The following is a 21,401-nucleotide window of genomic DNA, read 5'->3' as shown; positions in this document are numbered from 1 at the left end:
CACCTGCATCCCAGCTCTTCCTGTAAGGCCACTTGTCGCTATATAGTCAGCACCATAACGATAATCTGCCCCGAGGAGCCCTTCTGCATGCGCATCCGCCCGCCTCACTTGACCTTCAGCGCCCTGGCCAGCTTGATCACGCTCAACAACGCCTGGGCCGATGAAGTCCAGGTGGCCGTCGCCGCCAACTTCACCGCCCCCATCCAGGCCATCGCCCAGGACTTCGAGAAAGACACCGGCCACACACTGGTAGCCGCCTACGGCGCCACCGGCCAGTTCTACGCGCAGATCAAGAACGGCGCCCCGTTCGAGGTCTTCCTCGCCGCCGACGACAGCACACCGGCCAAGCTCGAACAGGAAAAGGCCATCGTCCCCGGCTCGCGCTTCACCTACGCCATCGGCACCCTGGCCTTGTGGTCGGCCAAACCCGGCTACGTCGACGACAAAGGCGAGATCCTCAAGCAGAACACCTTCCAGCACCTGGCCATCGCCAACCCCAAGACCGCGCCCTATGGCCTGGCCGCCACCCAAGTGCTGGACAAGCTCAAGCTGACCGAGGCCACCCAGGCCAAGTGGGTCGAAGGCCAGAACATCACCCAGGCCTATCAGTTCGTCTCCACCGGCAATGCCGAACTGGGCTTCGTCGCCCTGTCGCAGATCTACAAAGATGGCAAGGTGCAGAGCGGTTCGGCGTGGATCGTGCCGGCGCAGTTGCACGAACCGATCCGCCAGGACGCGGTGATCCTCGAAAAAGGCAAGGACAACCCTGCCGCCAAGGCCCTGGTCGATTACCTCAAGGGGCCGAAAGCGGCTGCGGTGATCAAGTCCTACGGTTACGAAATCTGATGCCACTGGACACCAGTGACCTGGGTGCGATCTGGCTGACCCTCAAGCTGGCCAGCCTGACCACCTTGATCCTATTAGTGTTGGGCACGCCCATCGCCTGGTGGTTAGCGCGCACACGCTCGTGGCTGCGCGGCCCCATCGGTGCGGTGGTAGCCCTGCCGCTGGTGCTGCCGCCCACGGTGATCGGCTTCTACCTGCTGATCGTCCTCGGCCCGTACGGTTGGATAGGCCAGGCTACTCAAGCATTGGGGCTGGGCAGCGTGGTATTCAGCTTCACCGGGCTGGTGATCGGCTCGGTGGTGTATTCCATGCCCTTCGTGGTCCAGCCGCTGCAAAATGCCTTCAGCGCCATCGGCCAGCGTCCGCTGGAAGTTGCCGCGACCTTGCGCGCCAGCCCCTGGGATACCTTCGTTCATGTCGTATTGCCGCTCGCCCGGCCCGGCTTTGTCACCGCCAGTGTCCTGGGCTTCGCCCATACCGTCGGAGAGTTCGGCGTGGTGCTGATGATCGGCGGCAACATTCCCGACAAGACGCGCGTGGTCTCGGTGCAGATCTTCGATCATGTCGAGGCGATGGCGTATCCCCAGGCCCATTGGCTGGCGGGCGTCATGCTGGTGTTCTCCTTCGTGGTGCTGCTAATGCTCTATGCTGGCCGCCGTGGCAAAACAGGCTGGAGCTGAAATGCCTTCACCGATCCTGGCGCGCCTGAACCTGGCGCGCGGCGAGTTCACCCTGGACGTCGACCTGCACCTGCCGGGTCGCGGCGTCAGTGCCCTGTTCGGCCATTCAGGCTCGGGCAAGACATCCTGCCTGCGCTGCCTGGCCGGGCTTGAGCGCGCCCGACATGCCTACATCGAAGTCAACGGCGAAGTCTGGGAGGACACCGCCAAAGGCTATTTTCTTGCAGCGCACAAGCGGCCGGTGGGTTATGTGTTCCAGGAGGCCAGCCTGTTCCCTCACCTGTCGGTGCGCGGCAACTTGGAGTTCGGCTGGCGCCGCATACTCAACACCGAACGCCGGGTCAGCCTGGAGCACGCCTGTGAGCTGCTGGGCATCGCGCCTCTGCTCGAGCGCCGCCCCGCGACACTCTCCGGTGGCGAGGCCCAACGGGTCGGTATCGCCCGCGCCCTGCTCAGCAGCCCGCGCCTGCTATTGATGGACGAACCGCTGGCAGCCCTCGATGCCCCACGTAAACGCGAGATCCTGCCGTACCTGGAGCGTTTGCACGACGAACTGGAAATCCCCGTGGTGTACGTCAGCCACGCTCAGGATGAAGTGGCGCGGCTGGCCGACCACCTGGTACTGCTCGAACAGGGCCGGGCACTTGCCAGCGGCCCGATCAGCGAAACCCTGACCCGCCTCGACCTGCCACTGGCTCAAGGCGAGGACGCCGGCGTGGTGCTCGAGGGAGTTGTCGTCGGTCATGACCCGCACTACGAACTGTTCGATCTGCGCCTGAGCGGTAATACCGGCCCTATGTTGCGCATCGCCCACCCTGCCTTGGTGCTCGGCAGCAGCCTGAGGCTCAAGGTGCAGGCTCGCGATGTCAGCCTCGCGCTGACCGCCGATAGCACCTCGAGCATCCTCAACCGCCTGCCGGTGCAGGTCCTGCAATGGCGCCCCGCCGACAATCCCGCCCATGTGCTGGTGAGCCTGGATGCAGCGGGCAATGCGTTGCTGGCGCGCATCACCCGCTACTCGGCGGACCAGCTCGACTTGCATCCAGGCCAGGCCCTGTGGGCCCAGATCAAGTCAGTGGCGCTACTGAGCTGAGCATTGGCCGGGCGGTCGTTGTCCATTGTCCTGTGACCGGTCGATGGACATTGCCCCATGCTCGATTGCCCACTGCTCCAGGCCCTGCACTATGTCGACGACAGTCAGCCCGGCCTGACCCGGCGCCGCTGGCGCGATCGCTTTCATTATTTCGACACCGAAGGCAAACGCATACGCGACGCCCAGACGCTGGCACGTATCGCCGCCCTGGTGATCCCCCCTGCCTATACCGAGGTCTGGATCTGCCCCGATCCCCAGGGCCACCTACAAGCCACAGGCCGCGATAGCCGGGGGCGCAAGCAGTATCGCTATCACACCCAATGGCGCGAACTGCGTGACCAGCACAAGTACGACCGCATGCTGGCCTTTGCCCAGGCGCTGCCCAAATTGCGCCGGCAACTGGATGGCCATCTGGCGCGTCCAGGGCTTGATCGGGAAAAAGTCATGGCCTTGGTGGTCAGCCTGCTCGACACCACGCTGATCCGTATCGGCAATCGCCAGTACCTGCGGGAAAACAAGTCCTACGGCCTGACCACCTTGCGTAACCGGCATGTACAGGTCGAAGGCAGTACCGTGCGCTTTCAGTTTCGCGGCAAGCGGGGCGTCGAACATAACGTCAGCCTGCGCGACCGACGTCTGGCACGACTGATCAAGCGTTGCCTGGAACTTCCGGGACAAACCCTGTTCCAGTACCTGGACGAGCAGGGCCAGCGACATGCCGTGGGTTCGAGTGAGGTCAATCAATTCCTGCAGCAGCTCACCGGCGCCGACTTCACCGCCAAGGACTACCGCACCTGGGCCGGCAGTGCCCTGGCGCTGGATCTGTTGCGACCCCTGGCCTGGCAGCCAGAAAGTGAAGCCCGGCGCCAGGTTGCCGCCATTGTCCGGCAGGTCGCCACGCGCCTGGGCAATACCCCTGCGGTGTGCCGGCGCTGCTACATTCACCCTGCGGTGCTCGAGCATTATCAGCTCGGCCGACTGGCCGCTCTACCCAGGGCCAGGGCGCGCCAGGGCCTGGAAGCAGAGGAAGCTGCCTTACTTCGCTTTCTGCAAGAAATAGGGAATTAATCAACGATTGCCCGTCTCTATTTGAACTATCAAACAGAGAAATTTCCCATCTGAGCGTAAGCCCCCTATCCTTGCCACCGAGCACCTTCGCTGATTGACCGTCTTGGTCGTTTCGGCACCTGCGACTAAAGACAGATAACAGAATTTATCTGCGCGGGAATTACTCTTCGCGGAAAGCGTCTTTAATGAGAAGGAAGAGGGACAAGCTCCCGCCGCTGCGGTAAATGGCCGCGCGGATTTCATCATCACCAAGGAGAACTACATGCTGATACTCACCCGCAAGGTTGGCGAAAGCATCGTCATCGACGATGACATCAAAGTCACCATTCTGGGAGTCAAAGGGATGCAAGTGAGGATCGGCATCGATGCGCCAAAGGATGTACAGGTTCATCGTGAAGAGATCTTCAAGCGTATCCAGGCCGGCAACCCTGCTCCGGAGAAGAACGACGACCAGCACTGAACAACCTTGCTTCAAGTCGCACGGACGCGCTTGACCGTTCAGTCCGCCCACGCGGGCGGCCACGTCTCAGGTGTCTAGCAGTTCCCGCACCTTGGCGATCATCCTGTCCATGTCGAAGGGTTTGTCGAAGACCGCGACGAACAGTTCGGGGCAGATGCGTCCCTGGTTGGCCTGTGCGCCGCTCATGAGAATGACCGGCAGGTCCGGCAGCTGCAATTCATCACGGATCGCCTTGACCAGCTCCTCACCGTTGAGCAGCGGCATCATGTAGTCGGTAATCACCAACTCCACCCGCTTTTCCTTGAGCGCCTCCAGCGCCTTGCGGCCATTGCTCGCCTTCTCCACCAGAAAGCCTTCATCCTCCAGGGCGAACCCAAGGATATCGGCTATCAGGTATTCATCGTCGACGATCAGAATCGTGTTCATCGTCCTATTCCATCAGTCGCTCCCCTGGGGCACGGGCGTGCCGCTCAGCACGCCGCATGCACCTTCGAAGGCCTTGCGCAAGGCAATCCCCTGAGGGCCGATGCTCAGCTCGTGGAGCGCTGGATCGTGATGGCTATCGCGCACCTTGAGCACCGACACCATGCGCCGCAGTTGCGACTCCAGTTCGACGAAACGCATCAGGAGCAGGTTGTCGACGATGCTCGAAAGATCCGGTGCGGGTGCGGTGATTTCCGAGCCGAAGATATCGCGCATCTCCCAGGTCAGCAGCACACTGACGTCGCGGGCACGCAACTCGCCGGTCAAGGCACGGAAGAAGGCATTGAGCCGTACCGGGTCAAACGCCAGGCGACTGAATGCCCCCAGGCTGTCGATCACCACCCGCTGGGCGCCGAGGGTCTCGACACGCTCAAGCAAGTGCCCACCGAGCTGGTCCAACAGGCCTTCGGTAGTGGTCTGCCAACAGAACACCAAGCTGCCTTCTCGTTCACGCTCGCCAAGGTCGTGCCCCAGCGCGGCCGCCTTCAGGCGCAGGCGGGCCGGTGTTTCGTAGAAACCAATGTGCAGCCCCGGTGCCTCGGGGCTGCACGGCCCGAGAAACGCCAGGCCCAGTGACGTCTTGCCAATCCCGGAAGGCCCCATGACCAGGCTGACCGAGCCCTTGGCCACGCCACCGCCAAGCATCTCATCCAGCGTGACGATACCCGTGCTGACCCGCGTGAGCGTATCGCTGCCCATCTGGCTGGGGTGGCTATACAGCGCCTCAAGGCGAGGAAACACCCGCAAACCGGTCTGGTCGATCAGGCATTCGTGCAATCCGGACATCGCGCCACTGCCACGGGTCTTGCGCAACTGGATCTGCCGCACAGCCCGACTGCCCAGCAGTTGCTCACTCAACTCGATCACCCCATCGACCATCGTGTGCTCCGGGCTGCCTTCCTGCAGCCGGGCGCTGGTCAACAGCAGCACGGTGCAGCCTGCAAAGGCGGCGTGCCCTTGCAGTTCGGAGACGAATTTCTTGGTATCGAGGCTGGTTTCCGCTCGGACCCGGGCATTGAGCAGCCCATCGACGATGAGCAGGCTGGCCTGCTGACGGGCGATTTCCTGGCGCAGCAGCCTGACCACCGCATCAAGCCCTTCCTGCTCCAAGGTGTCGAAGGCGCTGACGAACTGGATCGGGTCACCTACCAACGCCGGGTCGAAAAATTCCAGTGTCGATAGGTATTGAAACAGCCTTTCATGCGACTCGCTGAGCAAGGTCGCCACCAGCACGCGACCACCACTGCGCACGTGATTGCACGCCAACTGGTTGGCCAGAATGGTCTTGCCCGCCCCCGGCGGCCCCTGGACGATATACGAAGCCCCAGCGATCAAGCCGCCCTTGAGCAGCACGTCCAGTCCGTCGATACCTGTCGCCAACCGCTTGAGTGGTTCTGCCATGGTAGTTACTCACTGTGGCCCGGGTTCAGTGACGTCCGGGCATGCGGGCAGGTACAGGCTCATGCAGGTACCCTCGCCTAACCGGCTGTCCACGCAGATAGCGCCGTTGCACTGCCTGGCGAAGCCATAGACCTGGCTAAGCCCTAAGCCTGTGCCTCTGCCGAAGGGCTTGGTGGTGAAGAACGGTTCGAAGATCCTCGGCATCACCTCTGGATCGATGCCTTGGCCTGTGTCCTGCACCTCGAACCGCACGAAACGCCCCTGCAGCCCCTCTATTTCGCCAGACAGATCGACACAGGTGACAGCCAGGCGAATGAGCCCCTCGCCATCGATGGCATCACGAGCGTTGAACAGCAGGTTGAGCAACACCATCTGCAATTGCCCGGCGTCCACTTCGATCGGCGGAAGATCCGGCTGCAGGTACTCCTCAAGCTCGATGGTGTGGGTCAGTCCATGCTGCAGAAGACCACGGGTAGACTCGATCAGTTCAGCGGGCGCGATACGCGTCGCGCTCAATTGACGATGACGGGCGAACGTCAGCAGTTGCCGGGTCAACTGCGTGCCCCGTTCGCCGGCATCGACGATGTGTTCGAGCAGCCGGCGGATACGCTGCGGGTCCTTGCTGCCCAAGGCGAGCCGGGATGCCCCCAGAATGATGGTCAACAGGTTGTTGAAGTCGTGGGCCAGGCCGCCGGTGAGTTGCCCCAGGGCCTCGAGCTTCTGAGCCTGGAACAACTGGGCACGGATGGCATCCAGTTGCAGGGCGGACTCGCGTCGGTCGGTGATGTCCCGTGTGACCTTGGCCAATCCGACGATCTGGCCCTTTTCGTCGCGGACCACATCCAGCGCTGCCAGGGCCCAGAACTGCGTGCCGTCCTTGCGCACGCGCCAACCTTCATCTTGTGCCACACCTTGCTCCAAGGCCTGGCAGAGCAAGCGCTCCGGACGGCCTTCGGCGCGGTCCTGATCGGTGAAGAACAATGAGAAATGCTGACCGATCACTTCCTCGGCACGGTAGCCCTTGATCCGTTCCGCCCCAGGGTTCCAGGACACCACGTTGCCTGAAAGGTCGAGCATATAGATGGCATAGTCCACCACCGACTGAACCAACTGTTCGTAGCGGTTGGGCGGCATTTGCGGTTGATCGGAACGCTCATTGGAAACCATGCAGACTCCGCAGGCACTACCAAGGCCATCCACTGAGCGTAGTCAAGGACCGGCACCCATGTAAGCCACAGACAAGCCCGGACAGATCTTGGTTCCCCTATAGCAAGGCGCTGAAACGCGTTGAATCCCAAACGGCTGTGCAGTAGCTCAATGACAGCCAGCTGGCAATTGCCCTATAGTGCCCCCGTTTTTTTCACGGCCAGGAACGAAGATGCTCGCCAATCTGCGCATGCAGCGCCTGCAGGATGACCTCCAACGTACCGCCACCGAGCTGGAAGACGTCTACCGCGGGCTTTGCGGACATGCGCGTTACCTTCGCCACAGCGTGCATGGGTGCGAGGCCAAGACGATGGATAGCCATGCCAAGAGCTTGCAATCGTCGGCCTGCACCTTGCGCCAGATCGCCCAGGCGATAACCCCCTGAAAGGACAGGTGCGGTTGACTTATCTATAACGGCGGGTTATAAAGCGCGCTTGATTGTCAGGCCCTTCTGCCTTGAAGCGCGCCGGTCGTGACGACCCTTTCAAGCGTGCGAGTGTGGTGGAATTGGTATACACAGCAGACTTAAAATCTGTCGGCGTGAGCCTTGCGGGTTCGAGTCCCGCCACTCGCACCATCTTCTTCTGATAAAGCGCCCTTGCGGCGCTTTTTTCATGCCCGGCAAAAAGTGTACCGGCTGCTACAGTGGAACATGTCCCCCGCTCACTGGAACACCACCATGCGCTACTCCCTGTTCGAAGGCCAACGCGACATCATCATCCTGCTTGCCCGCGTACTGCTGATGATTCTGTTCATCCTGTCCGGCTGGAGCAAACTGACCGGCTTCGAGGGAACGGTAAACTACATGAACTCACTCGGCGCCCCAGCGCCCATGCTCGCGGCCGCGATCGCAGTGATCATGGAGTTCGCGGTGGGCACCCTACTGATCCTGGGCTTCTATACACGCCCGCTGGCCTTTCTGTTCGCCCTGTTCGTACTCGGCACGGCATTGATCGGCCACCCGTTCTGGAACATGGTCGACCCAGAGCGTAGCGCCAACATGACCCAGTTCCTGAAAAACATGAGCATCGTCGGCGGTCTGTTGCTGCTGGCGGTGAGCGGCGCTGGGCGCTTCTCTCTGGACCGTCGCTGACAGCCACGCCGCTGGCGCGGCGACTCAATCGTCGACGTCGTCGTGCCAGGCGGGATGCTCCTCATCGTCGAAATCATCCAGCAACGCTTCATCTTCCTCGGCTTCGTCCAACAAACCATGGGCGTCAGCTTCCGGATCGACATCCTCCTCCAGAAACTCGTGGTCGAGCAGATGATCGTGCTCGGGTTCGTGCAGGTCGTCTTCATCGTGCATGGTTGGGCTCCCAGAGTAAAAGCACGCCTGTATAGGCCGATCATCGGTTGAGGTCAATCGCTGGCCGCTTAACGCTCGCTTAACCGCTCAGCCGCTAGTCTCGAGTCTCTCCCTTCAAACGTTCTTGCCCGCCCATCCCGGCGGGCTCTTTTTATGCCCCCTTCGTCCCTCTCCGACATCTTTGTCGGAACCTTGCCCCCTGTTCCGTTGCTCGCACAAGTGTGGACCTGTCATTTCTACAAGGAGAGACCCCGCATGGCCGTGAACATCGACAACCTGATCATCACCACCCCTGCCCCCAAGTCAGACACCAACCCTGTGGCCTTGGAAGTCACGGGCGCCGTAGCGCTGGCGACCTTGAGCGACGTTGTCGCCCGACTACCCGATGGCTCCATCCGCTTGACCGCCCCCACCAAAGGCGCCGCCAGCAAAAGCACCCATCGCACTCGTTGCGAGTGGAAAGAACCCATCTACTGGGCCTTGGGCGCCGCCAGCGTGCACCGCAACTATCAGCAGTTCACGTTGCAGAAAGTCAATTCGGCGCTGAAGGTGGTGATTTCCCAATTGCACGTGAAGGACGACGACAGCCCACCGGTCAAAGTGTTCTGGAACAAGGGCAAGCTCACCTACGGCTTTCGCCAAGACTTCAATCAGGCGAGTGCACCTACCACAACTCTTCTGGCGGATGTGCCGCTGGGCTCGGTGCTTGAAATCATCATCGACGTCTCATCCAATGGCGCCGTTGTCCTCGGCGCAACCTGCAATGGCCGCACGGGCCGCTCTCCAATACTTCTGCTGGGGAGCTCGTGGAACACACGGACCTTCAACTTTCATGGCGGGGTGTACAACCAGATCGACTTCACCGACGCCACACCTCCTGAAGACGGTTCGACTTGTGTGATCAGCCGCCTGGAACTGAGCCATCTTTGAGAGCGATCGACACTCTGTGAACAGACGCTTCACGAATTTCTGACAATCTACTGGGCACACTGGAACTGCTTCGTACGTTCTTTCAACCCGCCTACCCCGGCGGGTTTTCTTTTTCGGCGCCCTGCGCTCGCGACATAGATGTGATCTCAGTCACGATCCGATCCTGTCAGTAGGCTCATTCGGAAATTTCCTCTTTAATACGTCAGGTGGTACCCTATTGACATCATCAAACGCGCAATAGGCGCAGCTCCCTCCTAGCCCTGAGTTTTACTTTCCTTCGAAGAATGGACTCCATGAAGTTTCTCCCTCTGTTGACTGTCTCAGTGAGCCTGCTCGCCACGTTTCCTTGCCTGGCCGCCAACCAGGCTGCCCATGCTTGGGAGCAAGAGCCGACCTCGTTCCTAGGTATCGATCTACAAGGTGACTTCCTAATGCAGGTTCCCGAGTGCTCCGCCGATGAGGCTAGACCGGCTACCCCCTGCCGGGTCGCCACCAGCAACCCCAATAGCCATGAGATCCACGGCCTGCCCTACCTGCCGATTTCTCCTGGCTACAATCTGGTCGCCAACCTCGTGGACGGACAACTGCAAGAGCTGGTCTTCAGCGGTAATGCCAATAGCCTGTATCTGGTTACCGATATGCTGACCGACCAGTTTGACCAGCCAACCCAGAGAGAGAGCCGCTGGATCAAGATGAACTCGGGCGCCTCTTATCTGACAGAGACCCTGTCCTGGCAAGGCGAAAAAGTATTGATTAACTTCCGCCGTCAGGAAGATGATCTGAGCAAATATGCCGTAACGCTCTCTAACCTGCCCGCGCAGGCAATGACCTCAGATGAAACGCCCGCCGAAGCACTTAAATCTGACATTTCGAAGCTCTGAGCCGAACATGGGGGCTAGCGCGCGCAGTGTACTGGCGTACATGAGCCCCCAAGCGCCATGTCAACGCCGTTTTGGACGAGCGCGGATACACTACCGCCCCTTGTAATAGAAACCTTCCGCAGTCAGGGCCACGGAAACATCGTAGGTCACACCATCGCTTCGTCTCATGGATTCATAGACGCTGCATAGCAGCGGCGCATTGCCTTGAGAAGATATCACCGAGATCGGATTGCTGGCGGCATTCGCCAGACTCCGCGGCGCTTTGACCAACTCGCCTGCCCTGATGCCCACGATCACCCGCTCTGCGGGGCCAACGCCTCGAGCCTCCCAGTACGCGGGTCTTGTCGTCGGCGGCCGCTGCCTGAAGTGTCCATAAACAAAGACCGGCTGCTATGAGCTTGCTCAGCATTGCTAGAAATTCCTTTTTCAACCCATGCAATGCCACTAATTTACTATCACCTCCACGGCGCACCAACTGGATGGCCGCGCAGGCCCCGAGTGGCGCTAACAGTCACCTGCCTGGAGAGATCACGAATAAACGTCGTCAGTTATCCGAACCACTGAGGGCGAGGGGAAAAACTTCAGGCGAGCATGAAGCATGAACAAGGGTCTGAAGACCTTATTGGGGTAGACACTGTCATACTGGCGTCACGCAACTCGATCATTATTGATCACGTCAAAGGGACTTGACCCCGTCTACCGAAAAACCGGCACTGCGCCGGTTTTTTTGTATTGATGCACAAAGTAAGACTATGGCTTAACGCATCAATCCAGACACTCTCTTGCCGCCGTGCGCATCTTGTCGGTCGACAAGAAACTGCCTTTATAGAATGTCGCACGGCTACCCTCGTGATACTTGACCACCTCAAGTACATCATCTGAGGTCACTGCACTGGGTGCTGTGATGCGGTATCCGTTGGAGATGGATTTTTGCGTAGTAAGTGGCGCCATGGCTTGCCATTTGGGCAGTACGCATGCCGCGTAGGCTTCAGGCGTCTTGCTAGTGAGCTTGCTGCCGGTCGGCTGACCTGGCGATGCGCATCCTGCCAAGGCAACAAACACTGTTGAGCAGATGAGAATAGGAAATCTAGGCATTTACAGTAGATCCATAGTGGCTAATGGATTCTAGCAATCAACACCGAAAGGGCACCAATCCACGAAGGTAGAACACGCTCGAAGGGCAGGCTCTTGGAAAAGGTTTGAACGGGAACTTTCACGATTTCTTCACAAAGCTGACCATAAAGTCAGCTTTGTTCATGTTGGGACATTCAGCCCGCTACGGCGGGCTTTTTTTCATCTAGCATTCTGTCACCGACTCGTCCTACAATCCTACCAAGCTGAAGGATCAGCACCCGTCGCAGAGAGCCCGCCATTGAGCGGGCTTTTTGTTGCCTGGCGATTCGCCGAAAGGCCGCGTTATCCTCGGATCACCTCAAGGCGATCCCGGCCAGCCTCTGTGATCGCATTCTCCCCTTCATCACTGATGCGATAACGGCCGGACACCATCTTCGTAATGGCGAACCGGACCAGCCCGCTCCTGGATAGAGCTTCGCCTGCTTCGAAGCTCATCGCCTGCTCCAAGTCGAAGATCTTGATCTCTCCAATTTTGTAGCGGGCAAACGCCACCAAGGCTGCATCCAATTCTTCTTGTTTGATCTCTCGAGCGACTTCCATTCGACCCTCCCAGGTCATGAGAGCCCCGGTCCGTGGGCATTGGGCAACGAACCGGGTGGTTTGTTGAAGGCGGACCGTACTACGCCCCAACGGAGGTCGCTACTGGCTTTCCATCCATGCTGGATGGGTGGGCACCCCTGGCGCTGGCCTGGCATTGAACAGCGCGCTTATCGTCGCGCTGGAGCGGCGGTCAGATACGACCAAGTAGGAAGCTTGATGCGGAAACGATTAGGTTTTCCAGCGCACAAATAAAAACCCCGCAGACCTAGATCTGCGGGGTTTTGAATGGTGGAGGCCGAGGTCGGAATCGAACCGGCGTAGACGGATTTGCAATCCGGAGCATAACCACTTTGCTACTCGGCCTCAAAGTTCGGAGCTAGCAGCTTTCGCTTCGCTATCTCCTTGAAACTTCAGCGCTTTTCAAGCTTGCTGCGTTTCGATGGACGCCATTATGTCTACATTCGTTGCTCCTTGCAACCCCCTGTTTAGAAAAAATCTTCAAGGGGCTCAAGGTGTTAGCGCAGGCGACCCAGTTTGCTCCAGAGACCGACCAGCGTGTTCTCCACGGTACTGCTGGCCGCCACGCCGATCCGCTCCTGCAAACTCTTGCGCTCGGCAAAGCGCAAGTGGAACAGGTTCGCGTCACGGGCCCGCTCGCTCAGGTATTCATCGCTGGTACGCAGTTCATCGACCAGTTTTCGGTTCAGCGCGGCAACACCCAACCAGACCTCGCCGGTGGCGACCTCATCGATGTGCAACTGAGGGCGATAGCGGGAGACGAAATCCTTGAACAACTGGTGAGTGATATCCAGGTCTTCCTGGAACTTTTCCCTGCCCTTTTCTGTGTTCTCGCCGAACACCGTCAGGGTGCGTTTGTACTCGCCAGCGGTGAGCACTTCAAAATCGATATCGTGCTTCTTCAAGAGGCGATTGACGTTGGGCAATTGAGCCACCACACCGATCGAGCCGAGCACGGCAAAGGGGGCGCTGACGATCTTCTCGCCGATACAGGCCATCATGTAGCCGCCGCTTGCCGCAACCTTGTCGATGCAGACGGTGAGCGGAATGCCGGCCTGGCGGATGCGCGCCAGTTGCGAGGCAGCCAGACCATAGCTGTGCACCAGGCCACCACCGCTCTCGAGGCGCAACACGACCTCGTCCCGGGGCGTGGCTAGGCTCAACAGTGCGGTGATCTCGTTGCGCAGGCTCTCGGTGGCCGAGGCTTTGATGTCGCCGTCGAAATCGAGAACGTACACGCGGCTCTTCTCGTCAGCCTTATCTTTCTTTTGCTGTTTTTCCGCCTTGGCCTGCTGCTTGCGCAGGGCTTTGAGCTGGGCCTTGTCGAACACCCCTGCCTCCAGGCGTTCGCGCAACTCTTTGTAAAACTCATTGAGACGGGTGACCTGCAAATGCCCGCCCGATTTGCGCCGCCCCTTGCCCCGCAAGCCAGCGATGGCCGACAGGACCACCAGAATGGCGATCACCAGGGTGGCGGTTTTGGCGAGAAAGCTTGCGTATTCGGCAAGAAACTCCACAGTAGTCCTCAATGCCCGGAATTAAAGGGCTACGCTACCATGGCTTGTGACACTTTGGTACGGTCTTGTGACATTCCGAAGCACTTGAGGCAGGCTCAGCGGCGCACCTTTCGGGCGTCCTTCTGGGTCCTTATCGCCTGCCCGTGAGGGGTCCCTATCGCGCCCACAGGCACCCACGCGAGGGCATACGGGGGAACCTGCGCGGGATGTCTTGTAATGGTGACCATTCAGATTTTTCTGTCAGATTCTCAAAGGGCCTGCTGTGAGCTGGCGAGCAGCTAACTACCGGCGACCACGCGACCAAAGCCAGAGGGTCACACGGACGACCAGACAGACCCAGAGGATGGCCTGTAGGTGGTCCATGGGGTTCTCCTTGGGATGATGGTTAGATGGTCTTGAGGCCCAGCTCAGCGGCTCTCTGAGGTGTCAGGTTGCCCTTCGCTACCGCAGCACGTAGACCCTTCTGGGTGTTCTTGTGGGGACCCTTCAGGGCTTTCCAGTCGCACTTGTCGTTGAAGGTCATGCGCTTGAGGATGTCTGCGCCATGGTCATTGCCCAGTGAGGCCATCTTGTCGGCTACCAGTGAGGCCACCTCGGGCATCTCAAGGATCGCCTCGAAGGCGTCATAGACCATATCCTCGAACCCTTCAGACACCCATGCGGCATAGCGCAGGGATGCCTGCTTGGTCGCCCATGTGCCAGTGCCGTTCGAGCTTTCCATTTTCTGGGAAGCTATGAATCTCTGAGCCTCTTTGCGACCTGCCCACTTGCCCGGACCTTTCGCCTTGGGCAGCTTCAGGGTTCGCCAGATGTCAGTCAGGTCCCACTGGCCCCGGTCGTTTGCCTTGAAGGCGTGACCTTCGATGATGATGACGTGGCCGGAATGCTTGTGTTTGATGGCGATGCTCATTGTCGATTTCCTTTTGTTCGCCCTCTGAGTCGCACCCACGGACCAGCCCACAGACCCCGACAAGGGTGCTGGCGTGGCCTCAAAGGACGAACAGAAGAACTGTGGATTGAATGCCCGTGCGTGGGCAGGGATGGTTTGCGAATGCAATTTCTGCATGCACAAAGGTGACGCCCCAAATATGGGGAATCCTCAACAAGCTGAAATCTCAGCCCGTTGAAGCGGTGCCCTGCCGATCCCTATTCAGGTCCGGCCTTACGGGCATCTCTTAGTAGGCGGGGTTCTCCGACTGCCATTCAGCCCAATTCTCCCAGGTCTTCGCCTCAAGGTCAGCGTAAAGCGCATCCATGACTTCATAGGAGCTATTCGGGACAAGCATCTTGATGTAGCCCAGAGCCTCTATGAGGGACCCTGTTGGGGATCTCACAACCTTTGGCGGGTAGTACAGCGCCTTATAGGCATCGGGTGTCAGGGATGCCCCAGGCACTTCATCCAGAATGGCGCTCAGTGAATAGACTGGTGGGAGACCGAAGGTTGAGTCGATAGGGGGCGCAGTCACTCCCCCAAAATTGATGGTCAAGTCGTGCATCACGATCAGCTCAGACTAATGCGAGTGACCAGCGGGAACGCCACAGGAACGGTCTGAAGACCATCCTCGGTGAGAGCTACCTTGACCTTACCGTTAGCCAAGATATCCACGGTAGTACCAACCTCGAAGTCCCAGCCTTGACGGCCAGCGTTACGGGTCGCTTGGACCTTCCAGATGTCGCCATCACGGTTCTCACGGTAGCTCAGCGAGGTGAAGTATTTGGGCAGCAGGAACAGACCATGGTCGGTGCCGGTGTAAGGCTGCACGGAGGCCCCAATGAGGTCCTCGATGTCATCTACGCCTGCACGTTGAGCGGCACGGTTGAGCACCGCCATGAGGCTCGCAGGAAGCAGGATCACGAAGTCGGATAGCTCATTACCCACGGTCTGATTGATGTGGGTCGTCAAGATGTCAATGAGGTCCTCAGCTTGCTCGACAGGTTTGCCGGTTGGCATGGACTCAGAGAAGCTCTCGGTGCTTGGGGCTGTCGCCAAGATGGCAGCGACCTTACCGGCTGCGCTGTGCTCGATGTCACGCATCATCTTGTCGGCAGTCTGCATCAGAGACGCCCGAGTGAAGCCAGCGACCATGGTGTGGTCGAGGATGGTCACACGATGGCTAATGACCAGAGCGGTATCAGTTGGCTCGGTGAAGATGACCGACCCTGCCAGTGCTTCGCCTTTGCTAATGGTCTGGTTGTCCCAGTTCTTGCGAGGGTCGAAGGTGACGGTGCGATCAGCCAGGGTGATGATCTGTTGACCAGTAGCCTCGGAGCCAGCCGGACGGAACTCACAAGGGGTTCTCTCAGAGGCTTCCTCACGCCACTCGTCGCTGTTCAGGTAAGCATCGGTGACCTTCACCAGAGCATTAATGTAGGCGTCTGGATCGGTAGCCCCAAGGGTATCCTTACGGACATCAGACACGTTGAATTGGATTGAGCCCATGAGGTGCTCTGTTCCATCATCGATAATCGAAACGGTGGAGGTAGTCGGTACTTCGTATTGGTTAGGTTTCATTGAATGGATCTCCTGAATTAGAAAGTAGGTGGGGTGGCCTTAACCAGCGTTACGACGGGAAGTGGCACGGATACGGTCGCCATGCTCACGATATTTCGCGTACATGGCATCACGCTCAGCTTTCGCTTGGGCCAACTCACGGGGCGACCATTCACGGAACCGCTCTGCGCGCTCATTGGCTTCGCGTTGCTCACGGGCCTTCTTTTCAGCCTCTCGGCGCTTGCTCTCGAAGTACGTCAATGCGTCCTCTTGGATGGCCTTGAGGGACAGGCCCGCTTCCTCGAAGACTTTGATGACGTTGAACTTAGCGCCGTTGTTCTTGCCACACTGGGCCATCAGCAAGGGCAGCATTACGTTCTCGACGTACTCACGGGTCTGGGTTTGGCCACAGATGGTCACTTCGTTTTTCAGGACTTTGGTGATAGTGATTTTCATGGTGGTGGGTCTCCTGTATACGACCCATTCGCTCAGCCTTGGCGCCATAGACGCGCACGACAAGACGGCAAGGAGAGAGCCGCGTGGGCACCTTCCAAGGCTGACGAATGAGTTCTTGATTTGAGTGGTGTTGATGACGGATCAGGACATGGCAAGCCTGAAGGGCATCGAAGGGATCAACCGTGGCGACGGCTGTTAGCGAGGACGGAGGGAAATTAATTTTGTTGGTGGCCTTCCTGTCTTGGCCATAGTGAGGGTTTTTAACGACAGCTTGACGGACGCCTTCAAGTTATGAGTGAGATCCCCTCTGAGCCACCCAATGGAATCCTCAAATGGGTCGAGGCGATAGCTTGTAGACACAGCCCTTGTTCAAGTAGCTGGTTCAAACGGTCGAGCGTCTTGGCGGGACACTTAGCGAGGACCCGTTGGGCCAAACCATCCATGTTGAAAGTGACCTGTCCTTCCTTATAGGTTCTGAAGTTTGAACGGTGGTCATTGAGGATTCGACGTAGTTCGATGAGCTGGATTCGAGCAGGTCGAGGGAAGACCATGGACAATGTGCTTATGTCCTGATCGGTGAGTCGTGAGTTAGCTGGACAGATGATGCTGGTCATGTTGAGAGGTCCCCTTTGCGATGTTCTCTAAGATGCCCTTTGAGATGAATGAGAGATGAGGGGTGTAATAACAATTACCCCTCTCCCTCTGGGCTGGTCGATTAGCTGGTCAATCAGGCGAAGCGATGGCCTCGGAGATGATCTTAATATTATCCGGCGTTAAGTCGCCAAGCCTCGAAATAGAGCCTCTACGCCTATCTCAGCCACAATCTCAGCCTTGATGCCAGGGTGCCTCTCCACATACGAAGCGATCCCATGGGCAGCGTGTCGGGCAGCCTTAGCGATTCGCTGGGCGGTCCTCAAGGAATACTCATCGGTCTTGCAGGCGTCCGCTGTGATCTCCGACAGGAACAACGCACCGATGACCGCTCGGGCTTTGACGTTGATCTTCCCGTTGGTGACCCCGGCACTGGTGATGATCGACCCAGTAACGATGTCGTCTACCCATGGCATCGGATCGGGAATCGCAAGGAGGTACATATAGGCTGCGACAGGGTTAGCGAAGCTGGTCTTTGGGCGTCCACGGCCTCGCTTAGGCTCATCGCTTGGGGTCTCTTGGGGTTGCCCTTGGGTCTCGCTGGAAAGGCCCTTGGCGGCTTTCTGGTGGTCCTCGGAGAGGGACTCATCGGCTCGGCGCTCAGCGGCCCATGCTTGGTACTGGGTTTCGAGGGTTGCCGGTCGGACCATGTCCTTGCGGCGGATGACCTCGCCAGTGATTGGGTCAATGTGAAGGATGGTGCCGGTTTCGTGATCGACGTGGCGGTGCAGTGGTCCGGGTTGGGTGAGCAGGGTCATGGAAGTGGTCCTCAAATGGCCGCTGCGAACGTGCAGCCATAGTGAGGGTTTTTAACGACACCGATTCTCCAGCTCTAAATTTGGAGCTTCACGGTAGCCCTGTCGTATCAATAGGCTCGCCAGACCTTTGCCACGACATAGAGAATGAATCCCAAGGCCATGAAAAAATTCCTGAACGTGTAATTGGATACAGTGCGGTTCGCGTACTTCTCTGCGAGCTGCTTACCTCCGTAGTAGGAAACAGGGTCGCCCTCATTACGCCCTTGCAGGAAAGTAGTATTGAACTTCAAGACCTGAATTGTATTTTCAATGCGCCTGTGAGCAAAGAACGCTGCCAGCCCAAGCACTACAAGGTCGATGAGGAAAAGCGTTTCTGGATTAAATCCGATTTTCCCATACGGATTGCTTTGAGCAAGATATGCACATGCGGCTGCTATCGCACCCAGCAAAAAATGATCGGACTTGGACGACGCTTCGAGATATGCCTTATGTAACTCTGTGACTTGTCCCATCTTGATCCCTTATAGAGGTTATGAGCTTTGGATTTACATTCCAACGTCAGATTATCCAAACTTGAACGCTTTACTCAAAGCCTCGGCCATACGTCCCACTTCAACGGCATCCCCGTCCCAAGATCGATTCAGCGGTGCCCACAGGAATCTCAGCGGACCAACCTCAGCGCCTCGACCATAAGTCCCCTCGAAGCAGCCGCATTGCCCCCATAGACATCGAACGCAATCGCCCCAGAGCTGTGCCCCAAGATGGCCTGAAGGATGCCCAACGACACGCCAGCGGTTTTCAGTTCGGATGACAGCGAATGCCTCAGTGAGTGGAACGACAGCCCTTCCCCAGTCTTAGTGCCCAGCAGGTCTCGGATCATCTGATTGGTGAGTTGATCGAAACCACTCTTGGACTGAGTGAACAACCGCCCTTGGGTCTGCGAGAGCTTCTCAAGGTGGTCCTCAGGGATGCCCAGCAAGGGCACCATGCGACGACTGAATTTGTTCTTCAAGGTCTTGCCGTCCCGGTCATTGATGTCCACGACCCATTGACCCTCGACCTTGTAGATATCGCTGCCGGTGAGCTGGTGAACCTCCCCAATGCGTGCCCCAGTGGCGACCCCAAGGGCAATGACAGAGGCTCGCCAGTCTTCCCCGAAGTTGCTCACGGCCCAGCCCTGTAGAACCTTGAGGTGATCCTGAGAGAACGCTATGCGGTCGCTCTCGGCACCTTTGGTGATGGTCAGCTTCTTGGAAAAGTCCCGTTCAATGAGACCCGTGGCCACAGCCCAGCCGATGACAGATGAGGCATGGGTAATGACCTTGTTGACGGAGGCAACCTTACCGCCAGTGGCCAATAGAGCATCACGAAGGCCCACGAAGGTTGCCCGCGTGTGCTTTGCCATATCGGCGTCCTTGAGGTGCCCGACGATGGTGCTGGTGCAGCTCTTCCAGTTCTTCAGTGTGTTGTCTGACTTGTCCCCGCCCCGTTCGGCCTTGAAGGCGTCGTAGAGGGCCTGGAAGGTGGTGTCACCGGAGGTGGTCGTTGAGGTGTCCGTTGAGGGCGAAATACAGATAGAAGCAGGCACAGGCTCACGACTATCGGAGCCGACATCCTGATTGACATTACCTATCGAAGCCTTCAGGTCCCCATTAAGCAGCTCGACCAGCGCCCTCACGTCCCCTCTGTGTCTACCCTGCGCAGCCACCAAGACTCGCTGTGCCATCAGAACGGCCTGCGCTTGGGGCAGACTCATGGGCATCGTTTCGGCGATCTCAGCGAGGTTCTCAGAGACATCCGACAGGACCAGCCCATAGGCTTCCCCTTGAGGATTGCCCAAGGCTTCCTCAGCGATGTCCCGAAGGTTATCCCGTAGTTCCTCCCAAGATGCCTCTGGGTTGTCGAGGTGGAACGCTTTGAGGGTCTGTAGGAGATGCTTGGCGGTGGTCATGGCAGCGGGTCGATTGGTGGTCTTGAGCGAGATCGTACAGGATGTGTGGCAGCCCTTAAGGCGGACTCGGAGGTGATACCGGCCCGAGGCTCTACGGTAGACGTAGGGCACTGCGATTTGTGACACGTTGGGACGATTTGTGACGCTGGAATCAATGGTGTGGATAGTCATTTTGGGTGGAAGCCCCGTGCTGCTTGGCTTTACCCGAGATCAAGGACAGTTGGCAAGAAACTCCACATTGACTCCTTGATAGACCAGCGCCTGAAAGCGCGAAAGTGCACCAAGCATACCGGTGCGCCAGTGGTGCTGCCAGCCAGGGAAAACGCTGGCAACACAGTTCAAACAACCTTTTCAAACGCTTGTATGTTTTTTCGTTGACAGCCTGTCTGTCGCATCCTAACCTCGCAACAACTCCCTTGGGCCGGACCGCTTCGTGGGCAATATCTACCTGATCAGACATGGCCAAGCCTCCTTCGGTGCCGACGACTACGACGTCCTTTCTCCCGTGGGCGCGCGCCAGAGTCACGCACTGGGCGAACACCTGGCCCAGCTCGGGCTGCGTCTGGATCGGTGCCTGGCCGGCGACCTACGCCGCCAGCAAGACACCGCGCGCCTGACACTGCAAGCCATGCAAGCTCACGGCTGCTCTACACCGGCCATTGAGACCGACACCGCGTTCAACGAGTTCGATGCCGACGGCGTCATCCGTGCACTGCTTCCTGATCTGCTGTCGCAAGAGCCCAACGCGCTGCATATCCTGCGCAACGGCACGACCCATCGCAGCGAATTCCAACGCCTGTTCGCGCTGATGGTGCAACGCTGGTACGACGGGGAACACCAAAGCGATGGCCTGGAGACCTGGCAAGCATTCACTATCCGGGTCCAGGACGGCCTTGCACGCGTGCTCGAAAGCGCGAACCGATGCGACAACATTGCCATCTTTACCTCCGGCGGCACCATCGCCGCCCTGCTCCACCTGATTACCCGGATCACCCCCAGCCAAGCCTTCGCGCTGAACTGGCAGATCATCAACACGTCGCTCAGCCACCTGAAGTTCCGAGGCGACGACGTGGCACTGGCTTCCTTCAACAGTCAAGCCCATGTGCAACTGTTGAGGACGCCGGAGCTTGTCACCTACCGATGAGCCCGGCCTGTTGTCCCCACTGGGGACGTGAATATCACTCTATAAGGAATGCGCCATGACCTCCGTAGCTGATGCCGTCAAGAAGATGCAAGAGAAGTTCAACCCATCCGCTGCCGCCGGCCTGGACCTGGTGTTCGGTTTCAACATCACCGACGAAGACAAGCACTATGCATTGATCGTCAAGGACGGTACCTGCAACCTGCAGGAAGGCGAGAACCCGGATGCCAACTGCACTCTGGTGATGGACAGCGAAACCCTCAAAGGCATCGTCAGCGGTGACACTGATGGTATGCAGGCCTTCATGAGCGGCAAGCTGCGCGTCGAAGGTGACATGATGCTGTCGATGAAGCTCAGCGAGCTGTTCCCGGCCTGAGTGGCTCGAACGCT

At 58.6% G+C, this 21,401-nt stretch carries 25 protein-coding genes and 2 tRNA genes; 12 read left to right on the top strand and 15 right to left on the bottom strand.

What is annotated here, in order from left to right; translation table 11 throughout:
- The first annotated feature begins 87 nt into the window (after positions 1 to 87).
- From modA to csrA, 5 genes are all read left to right on the top strand, one after another.
- Positions 88 to 846, top strand: a complete 759-nt coding sequence (gene modA, locus IEC33019_RS05085) for a molybdate ABC transporter substrate-binding protein (protein ID WP_099593138.1) — start codon at positions 88 to 90, stop codon at positions 844 to 846.
- Positions 846 to 1,526 carry a molybdate ABC transporter permease subunit gene (gene modB, locus IEC33019_RS05080; RefSeq protein ID WP_070091608.1) on the top strand — a complete coding sequence of 227 codons (681 nt, stop codon included), beginning with the start codon at positions 846 to 848 and terminating at the stop codon, positions 1,524 to 1,526. Before modA ends, modB begins: the two co-directional genes overlap by 1 nt.
- Position 1,527: 1 nt before the next feature.
- Positions 1,528 to 2,619 (top strand): molybdenum ABC transporter ATP-binding protein, encoded by a 1,092-nt coding sequence (gene modC / locus IEC33019_RS05075; RefSeq protein WP_070091609.1) that lies wholly within the window; start codon positions 1,528 to 1,530, stop codon positions 2,617 to 2,619.
- Positions 2,620 to 2,676: 57 nt separating this feature from the next.
- On the top strand, positions 2,677 to 3,687 hold the full coding sequence (locus IEC33019_RS05070; RefSeq protein ID WP_070091610.1) for a DNA topoisomerase IB: 1,011 nt from the start codon (positions 2,677 to 2,679) through the stop codon (positions 3,685 to 3,687).
- A gap of 262 nt (positions 3,688 to 3,949) precedes the next feature.
- Entirely contained in the window at positions 3,950 to 4,147 is a 198-nt protein-coding gene (gene csrA / locus IEC33019_RS05065; protein WP_043211735.1) for a carbon storage regulator CsrA, read from the top strand.
- A gap of 66 nt (positions 4,148 to 4,213) precedes the next feature.
- Here csrA and IEC33019_RS05060 read toward each other — a convergent pair whose 3' ends face one another.
- The 3 genes from IEC33019_RS05060 to IEC33019_RS05050 are packed head-to-tail and all read right to left on the bottom strand — an operon-like array spanning position 4,214 to position 7,198.
- Positions 4,214 to 4,573, bottom strand: a complete 360-nt coding sequence (locus tag IEC33019_RS05060; protein ID WP_043211733.1) for a response regulator — start codon at positions 4,571 to 4,573, stop codon at positions 4,214 to 4,216.
- Positions 4,574 to 4,585: 12 nt separating this feature from the next.
- The gene (locus tag IEC33019_RS05055) at positions 4,586 to 6,031 is read right to left on the bottom strand and encodes an ATPase domain-containing protein (protein WP_070091611.1); all 1,446 of its coding nucleotides are present in this window, start codon (positions 6,029 to 6,031) and stop codon (positions 4,586 to 4,588) included.
- A gap of 9 nt (positions 6,032 to 6,040) precedes the next feature.
- Positions 6,041 to 7,198 carry a two-component system sensor histidine kinase NtrB gene (locus tag IEC33019_RS05050; protein ID WP_070091612.1) on the bottom strand — a complete coding sequence of 386 codons (1,158 nt, stop codon included), beginning with the start codon at positions 7,196 to 7,198 and terminating at the stop codon, positions 6,041 to 6,043.
- 211 nt (positions 7,199 to 7,409) lie between these two features.
- Here IEC33019_RS05050 and IEC33019_RS05045 point away from each other — a divergent pair, with 211 nt between their 5' ends.
- The 3 genes from IEC33019_RS05045 to IEC33019_RS05035 all read left to right on the top strand — a co-directional run bounded on the left by IEC33019_RS05045 (position 7,410) and on the right by IEC33019_RS05035 (position 8,330).
- Positions 7,410 to 7,622, top strand: a complete 213-nt coding sequence (locus IEC33019_RS05045) for a hypothetical protein (protein WP_081337410.1) — start codon at positions 7,410 to 7,412, stop codon at positions 7,620 to 7,622.
- Between the two features lie 107 nt (positions 7,623 to 7,729).
- Positions 7,730 to 7,814: transfer RNA gene (locus tag IEC33019_RS05040), tRNA-Leu, on the top strand.
- A gap of 102 nt (positions 7,815 to 7,916) precedes the next feature.
- Positions 7,917 to 8,330 carry a DoxX family protein gene (locus tag IEC33019_RS05035; protein WP_070094277.1) on the top strand — a complete coding sequence of 138 codons (414 nt, stop codon included), beginning with the start codon at positions 7,917 to 7,919 and terminating at the stop codon, positions 8,328 to 8,330.
- Positions 8,331 to 8,354: 24 nt separating this feature from the next.
- Here IEC33019_RS05035 and IEC33019_RS05030 read toward each other — a convergent pair whose 3' ends face one another.
- Positions 8,355 to 8,543 carry a hypothetical protein gene (locus IEC33019_RS05030; RefSeq protein WP_070094276.1) on the bottom strand — a complete coding sequence of 63 codons (189 nt, stop codon included), beginning with the start codon at positions 8,541 to 8,543 and terminating at the stop codon, positions 8,355 to 8,357.
- A gap of 255 nt (positions 8,544 to 8,798) precedes the next feature.
- Between IEC33019_RS05030 and IEC33019_RS05025 the strand changes: the two genes are divergently transcribed.
- The gene (locus tag IEC33019_RS05025) at positions 8,799 to 9,473 is read left to right on the top strand and encodes a polysaccharide lyase family 7 protein (RefSeq protein WP_070094275.1); all 675 of its coding nucleotides are present in this window, start codon (positions 8,799 to 8,801) and stop codon (positions 9,471 to 9,473) included.
- 293 nt (positions 9,474 to 9,766) lie between these two features.
- Entirely contained in the window at positions 9,767 to 10,354 is a 588-nt protein-coding gene (locus IEC33019_RS05020) for a hypothetical protein (protein ID WP_070094274.1), read from the top strand.
- 765 nt (positions 10,355 to 11,119) lie between these two features.
- Here IEC33019_RS05020 and IEC33019_RS05015 read toward each other — a convergent pair.
- The 11 genes from IEC33019_RS05015 to IEC33019_RS04965 form a co-directional block, all read right to left on the bottom strand.
- Positions 11,120 to 11,449, bottom strand: coding sequence for a hypothetical protein (locus tag IEC33019_RS05015; protein ID WP_081337517.1), 330 nt, complete (start codon positions 11,447 to 11,449; stop codon positions 11,120 to 11,122).
- A 321-nt stretch (positions 11,450 to 11,770) separates the two neighbouring features.
- On the bottom strand, positions 11,771 to 12,028 hold the full coding sequence (locus IEC33019_RS05010; protein ID WP_070094273.1) for a hypothetical protein: 258 nt from the start codon (positions 12,026 to 12,028) through the stop codon (positions 11,771 to 11,773).
- 289 nt (positions 12,029 to 12,317) lie between these two features.
- Positions 12,318 to 12,391, bottom strand: a tRNA-Cys gene (locus IEC33019_RS05005).
- 152 nt (positions 12,392 to 12,543) lie between these two features.
- On the bottom strand, positions 12,544 to 13,563 hold the full coding sequence (gene sohB, locus IEC33019_RS05000) for a protease SohB (RefSeq protein WP_070094272.1): 1,020 nt from the start codon (positions 13,561 to 13,563) through the stop codon (positions 12,544 to 12,546).
- A 385-nt stretch (positions 13,564 to 13,948) separates the two neighbouring features.
- On the bottom strand, positions 13,949 to 14,473 hold the full coding sequence (locus IEC33019_RS04995; protein ID WP_099593136.1) for a KilA-N domain-containing protein: 525 nt from the start codon (positions 14,471 to 14,473) through the stop codon (positions 13,949 to 13,951).
- 265 nt (positions 14,474 to 14,738) lie between these two features.
- Positions 14,739 to 15,059: a hypothetical protein gene (locus tag IEC33019_RS04990; protein ID WP_157765867.1), complete on the bottom strand. Its 321-nt coding sequence runs from the start codon at positions 15,057 to 15,059 to the stop codon at positions 14,739 to 14,741.
- Between the two features lie 5 nt (positions 15,060 to 15,064).
- Complete coding sequence (locus IEC33019_RS04985; RefSeq protein ID WP_099593132.1) at positions 15,065 to 16,075, bottom strand: hypothetical protein; 1,011 nt, start codon at positions 16,073 to 16,075, stop codon at positions 15,065 to 15,067.
- A 39-nt stretch (positions 16,076 to 16,114) separates the two neighbouring features.
- Entirely contained in the window at positions 16,115 to 16,510 is a 396-nt protein-coding gene (locus IEC33019_RS04980; protein ID WP_099593130.1) for a hypothetical protein, read from the bottom strand.
- 773 nt (positions 16,511 to 17,283) lie between these two features.
- Complete coding sequence (locus IEC33019_RS04975; RefSeq protein ID WP_099593128.1) at positions 17,284 to 17,919, bottom strand: hypothetical protein; 636 nt, start codon at positions 17,917 to 17,919, stop codon at positions 17,284 to 17,286.
- 107 nt (positions 17,920 to 18,026) lie between these two features.
- Complete coding sequence (locus IEC33019_RS04970; RefSeq protein WP_099593126.1) at positions 18,027 to 18,431, bottom strand: hypothetical protein; 405 nt, start codon at positions 18,429 to 18,431, stop codon at positions 18,027 to 18,029.
- Positions 18,432 to 18,580: 149 nt separating this feature from the next.
- Entirely contained in the window at positions 18,581 to 19,870 is a 1,290-nt protein-coding gene (locus tag IEC33019_RS04965; protein WP_099593123.1) for a tyrosine-type recombinase/integrase, read from the bottom strand.
- Between the two features lie 433 nt (positions 19,871 to 20,303).
- Between IEC33019_RS04965 and IEC33019_RS04960 the strand changes: the two genes are divergently transcribed.
- Together IEC33019_RS04960 and IEC33019_RS04955 are read left to right on the top strand one after the other, a co-directional pair.
- Positions 20,304 to 21,014, top strand: coding sequence for a histidine phosphatase family protein (locus tag IEC33019_RS04960; RefSeq protein WP_070092618.1), 711 nt, complete (start codon positions 20,304 to 20,306; stop codon positions 21,012 to 21,014).
- A 55-nt stretch (positions 21,015 to 21,069) separates the two neighbouring features.
- Positions 21,070 to 21,387: an SCP2 sterol-binding domain-containing protein gene (locus IEC33019_RS04955; protein ID WP_043211712.1), complete on the top strand. Its 318-nt coding sequence runs from the start codon at positions 21,070 to 21,072 to the stop codon at positions 21,385 to 21,387.
- Positions 21,388 to 21,401 lie beyond the last annotated feature (14 nt).

It is taken from the genome of Pseudomonas putida, assembly GCF_002741075.1.
GTDB classification, from domain to species: Bacteria; Pseudomonadota; Gammaproteobacteria; order Pseudomonadales; family Pseudomonadaceae; genus Aquipseudomonas; species Aquipseudomonas putida_T.
This window is presented reverse-complemented; position numbering and strand designations above follow the sequence as displayed.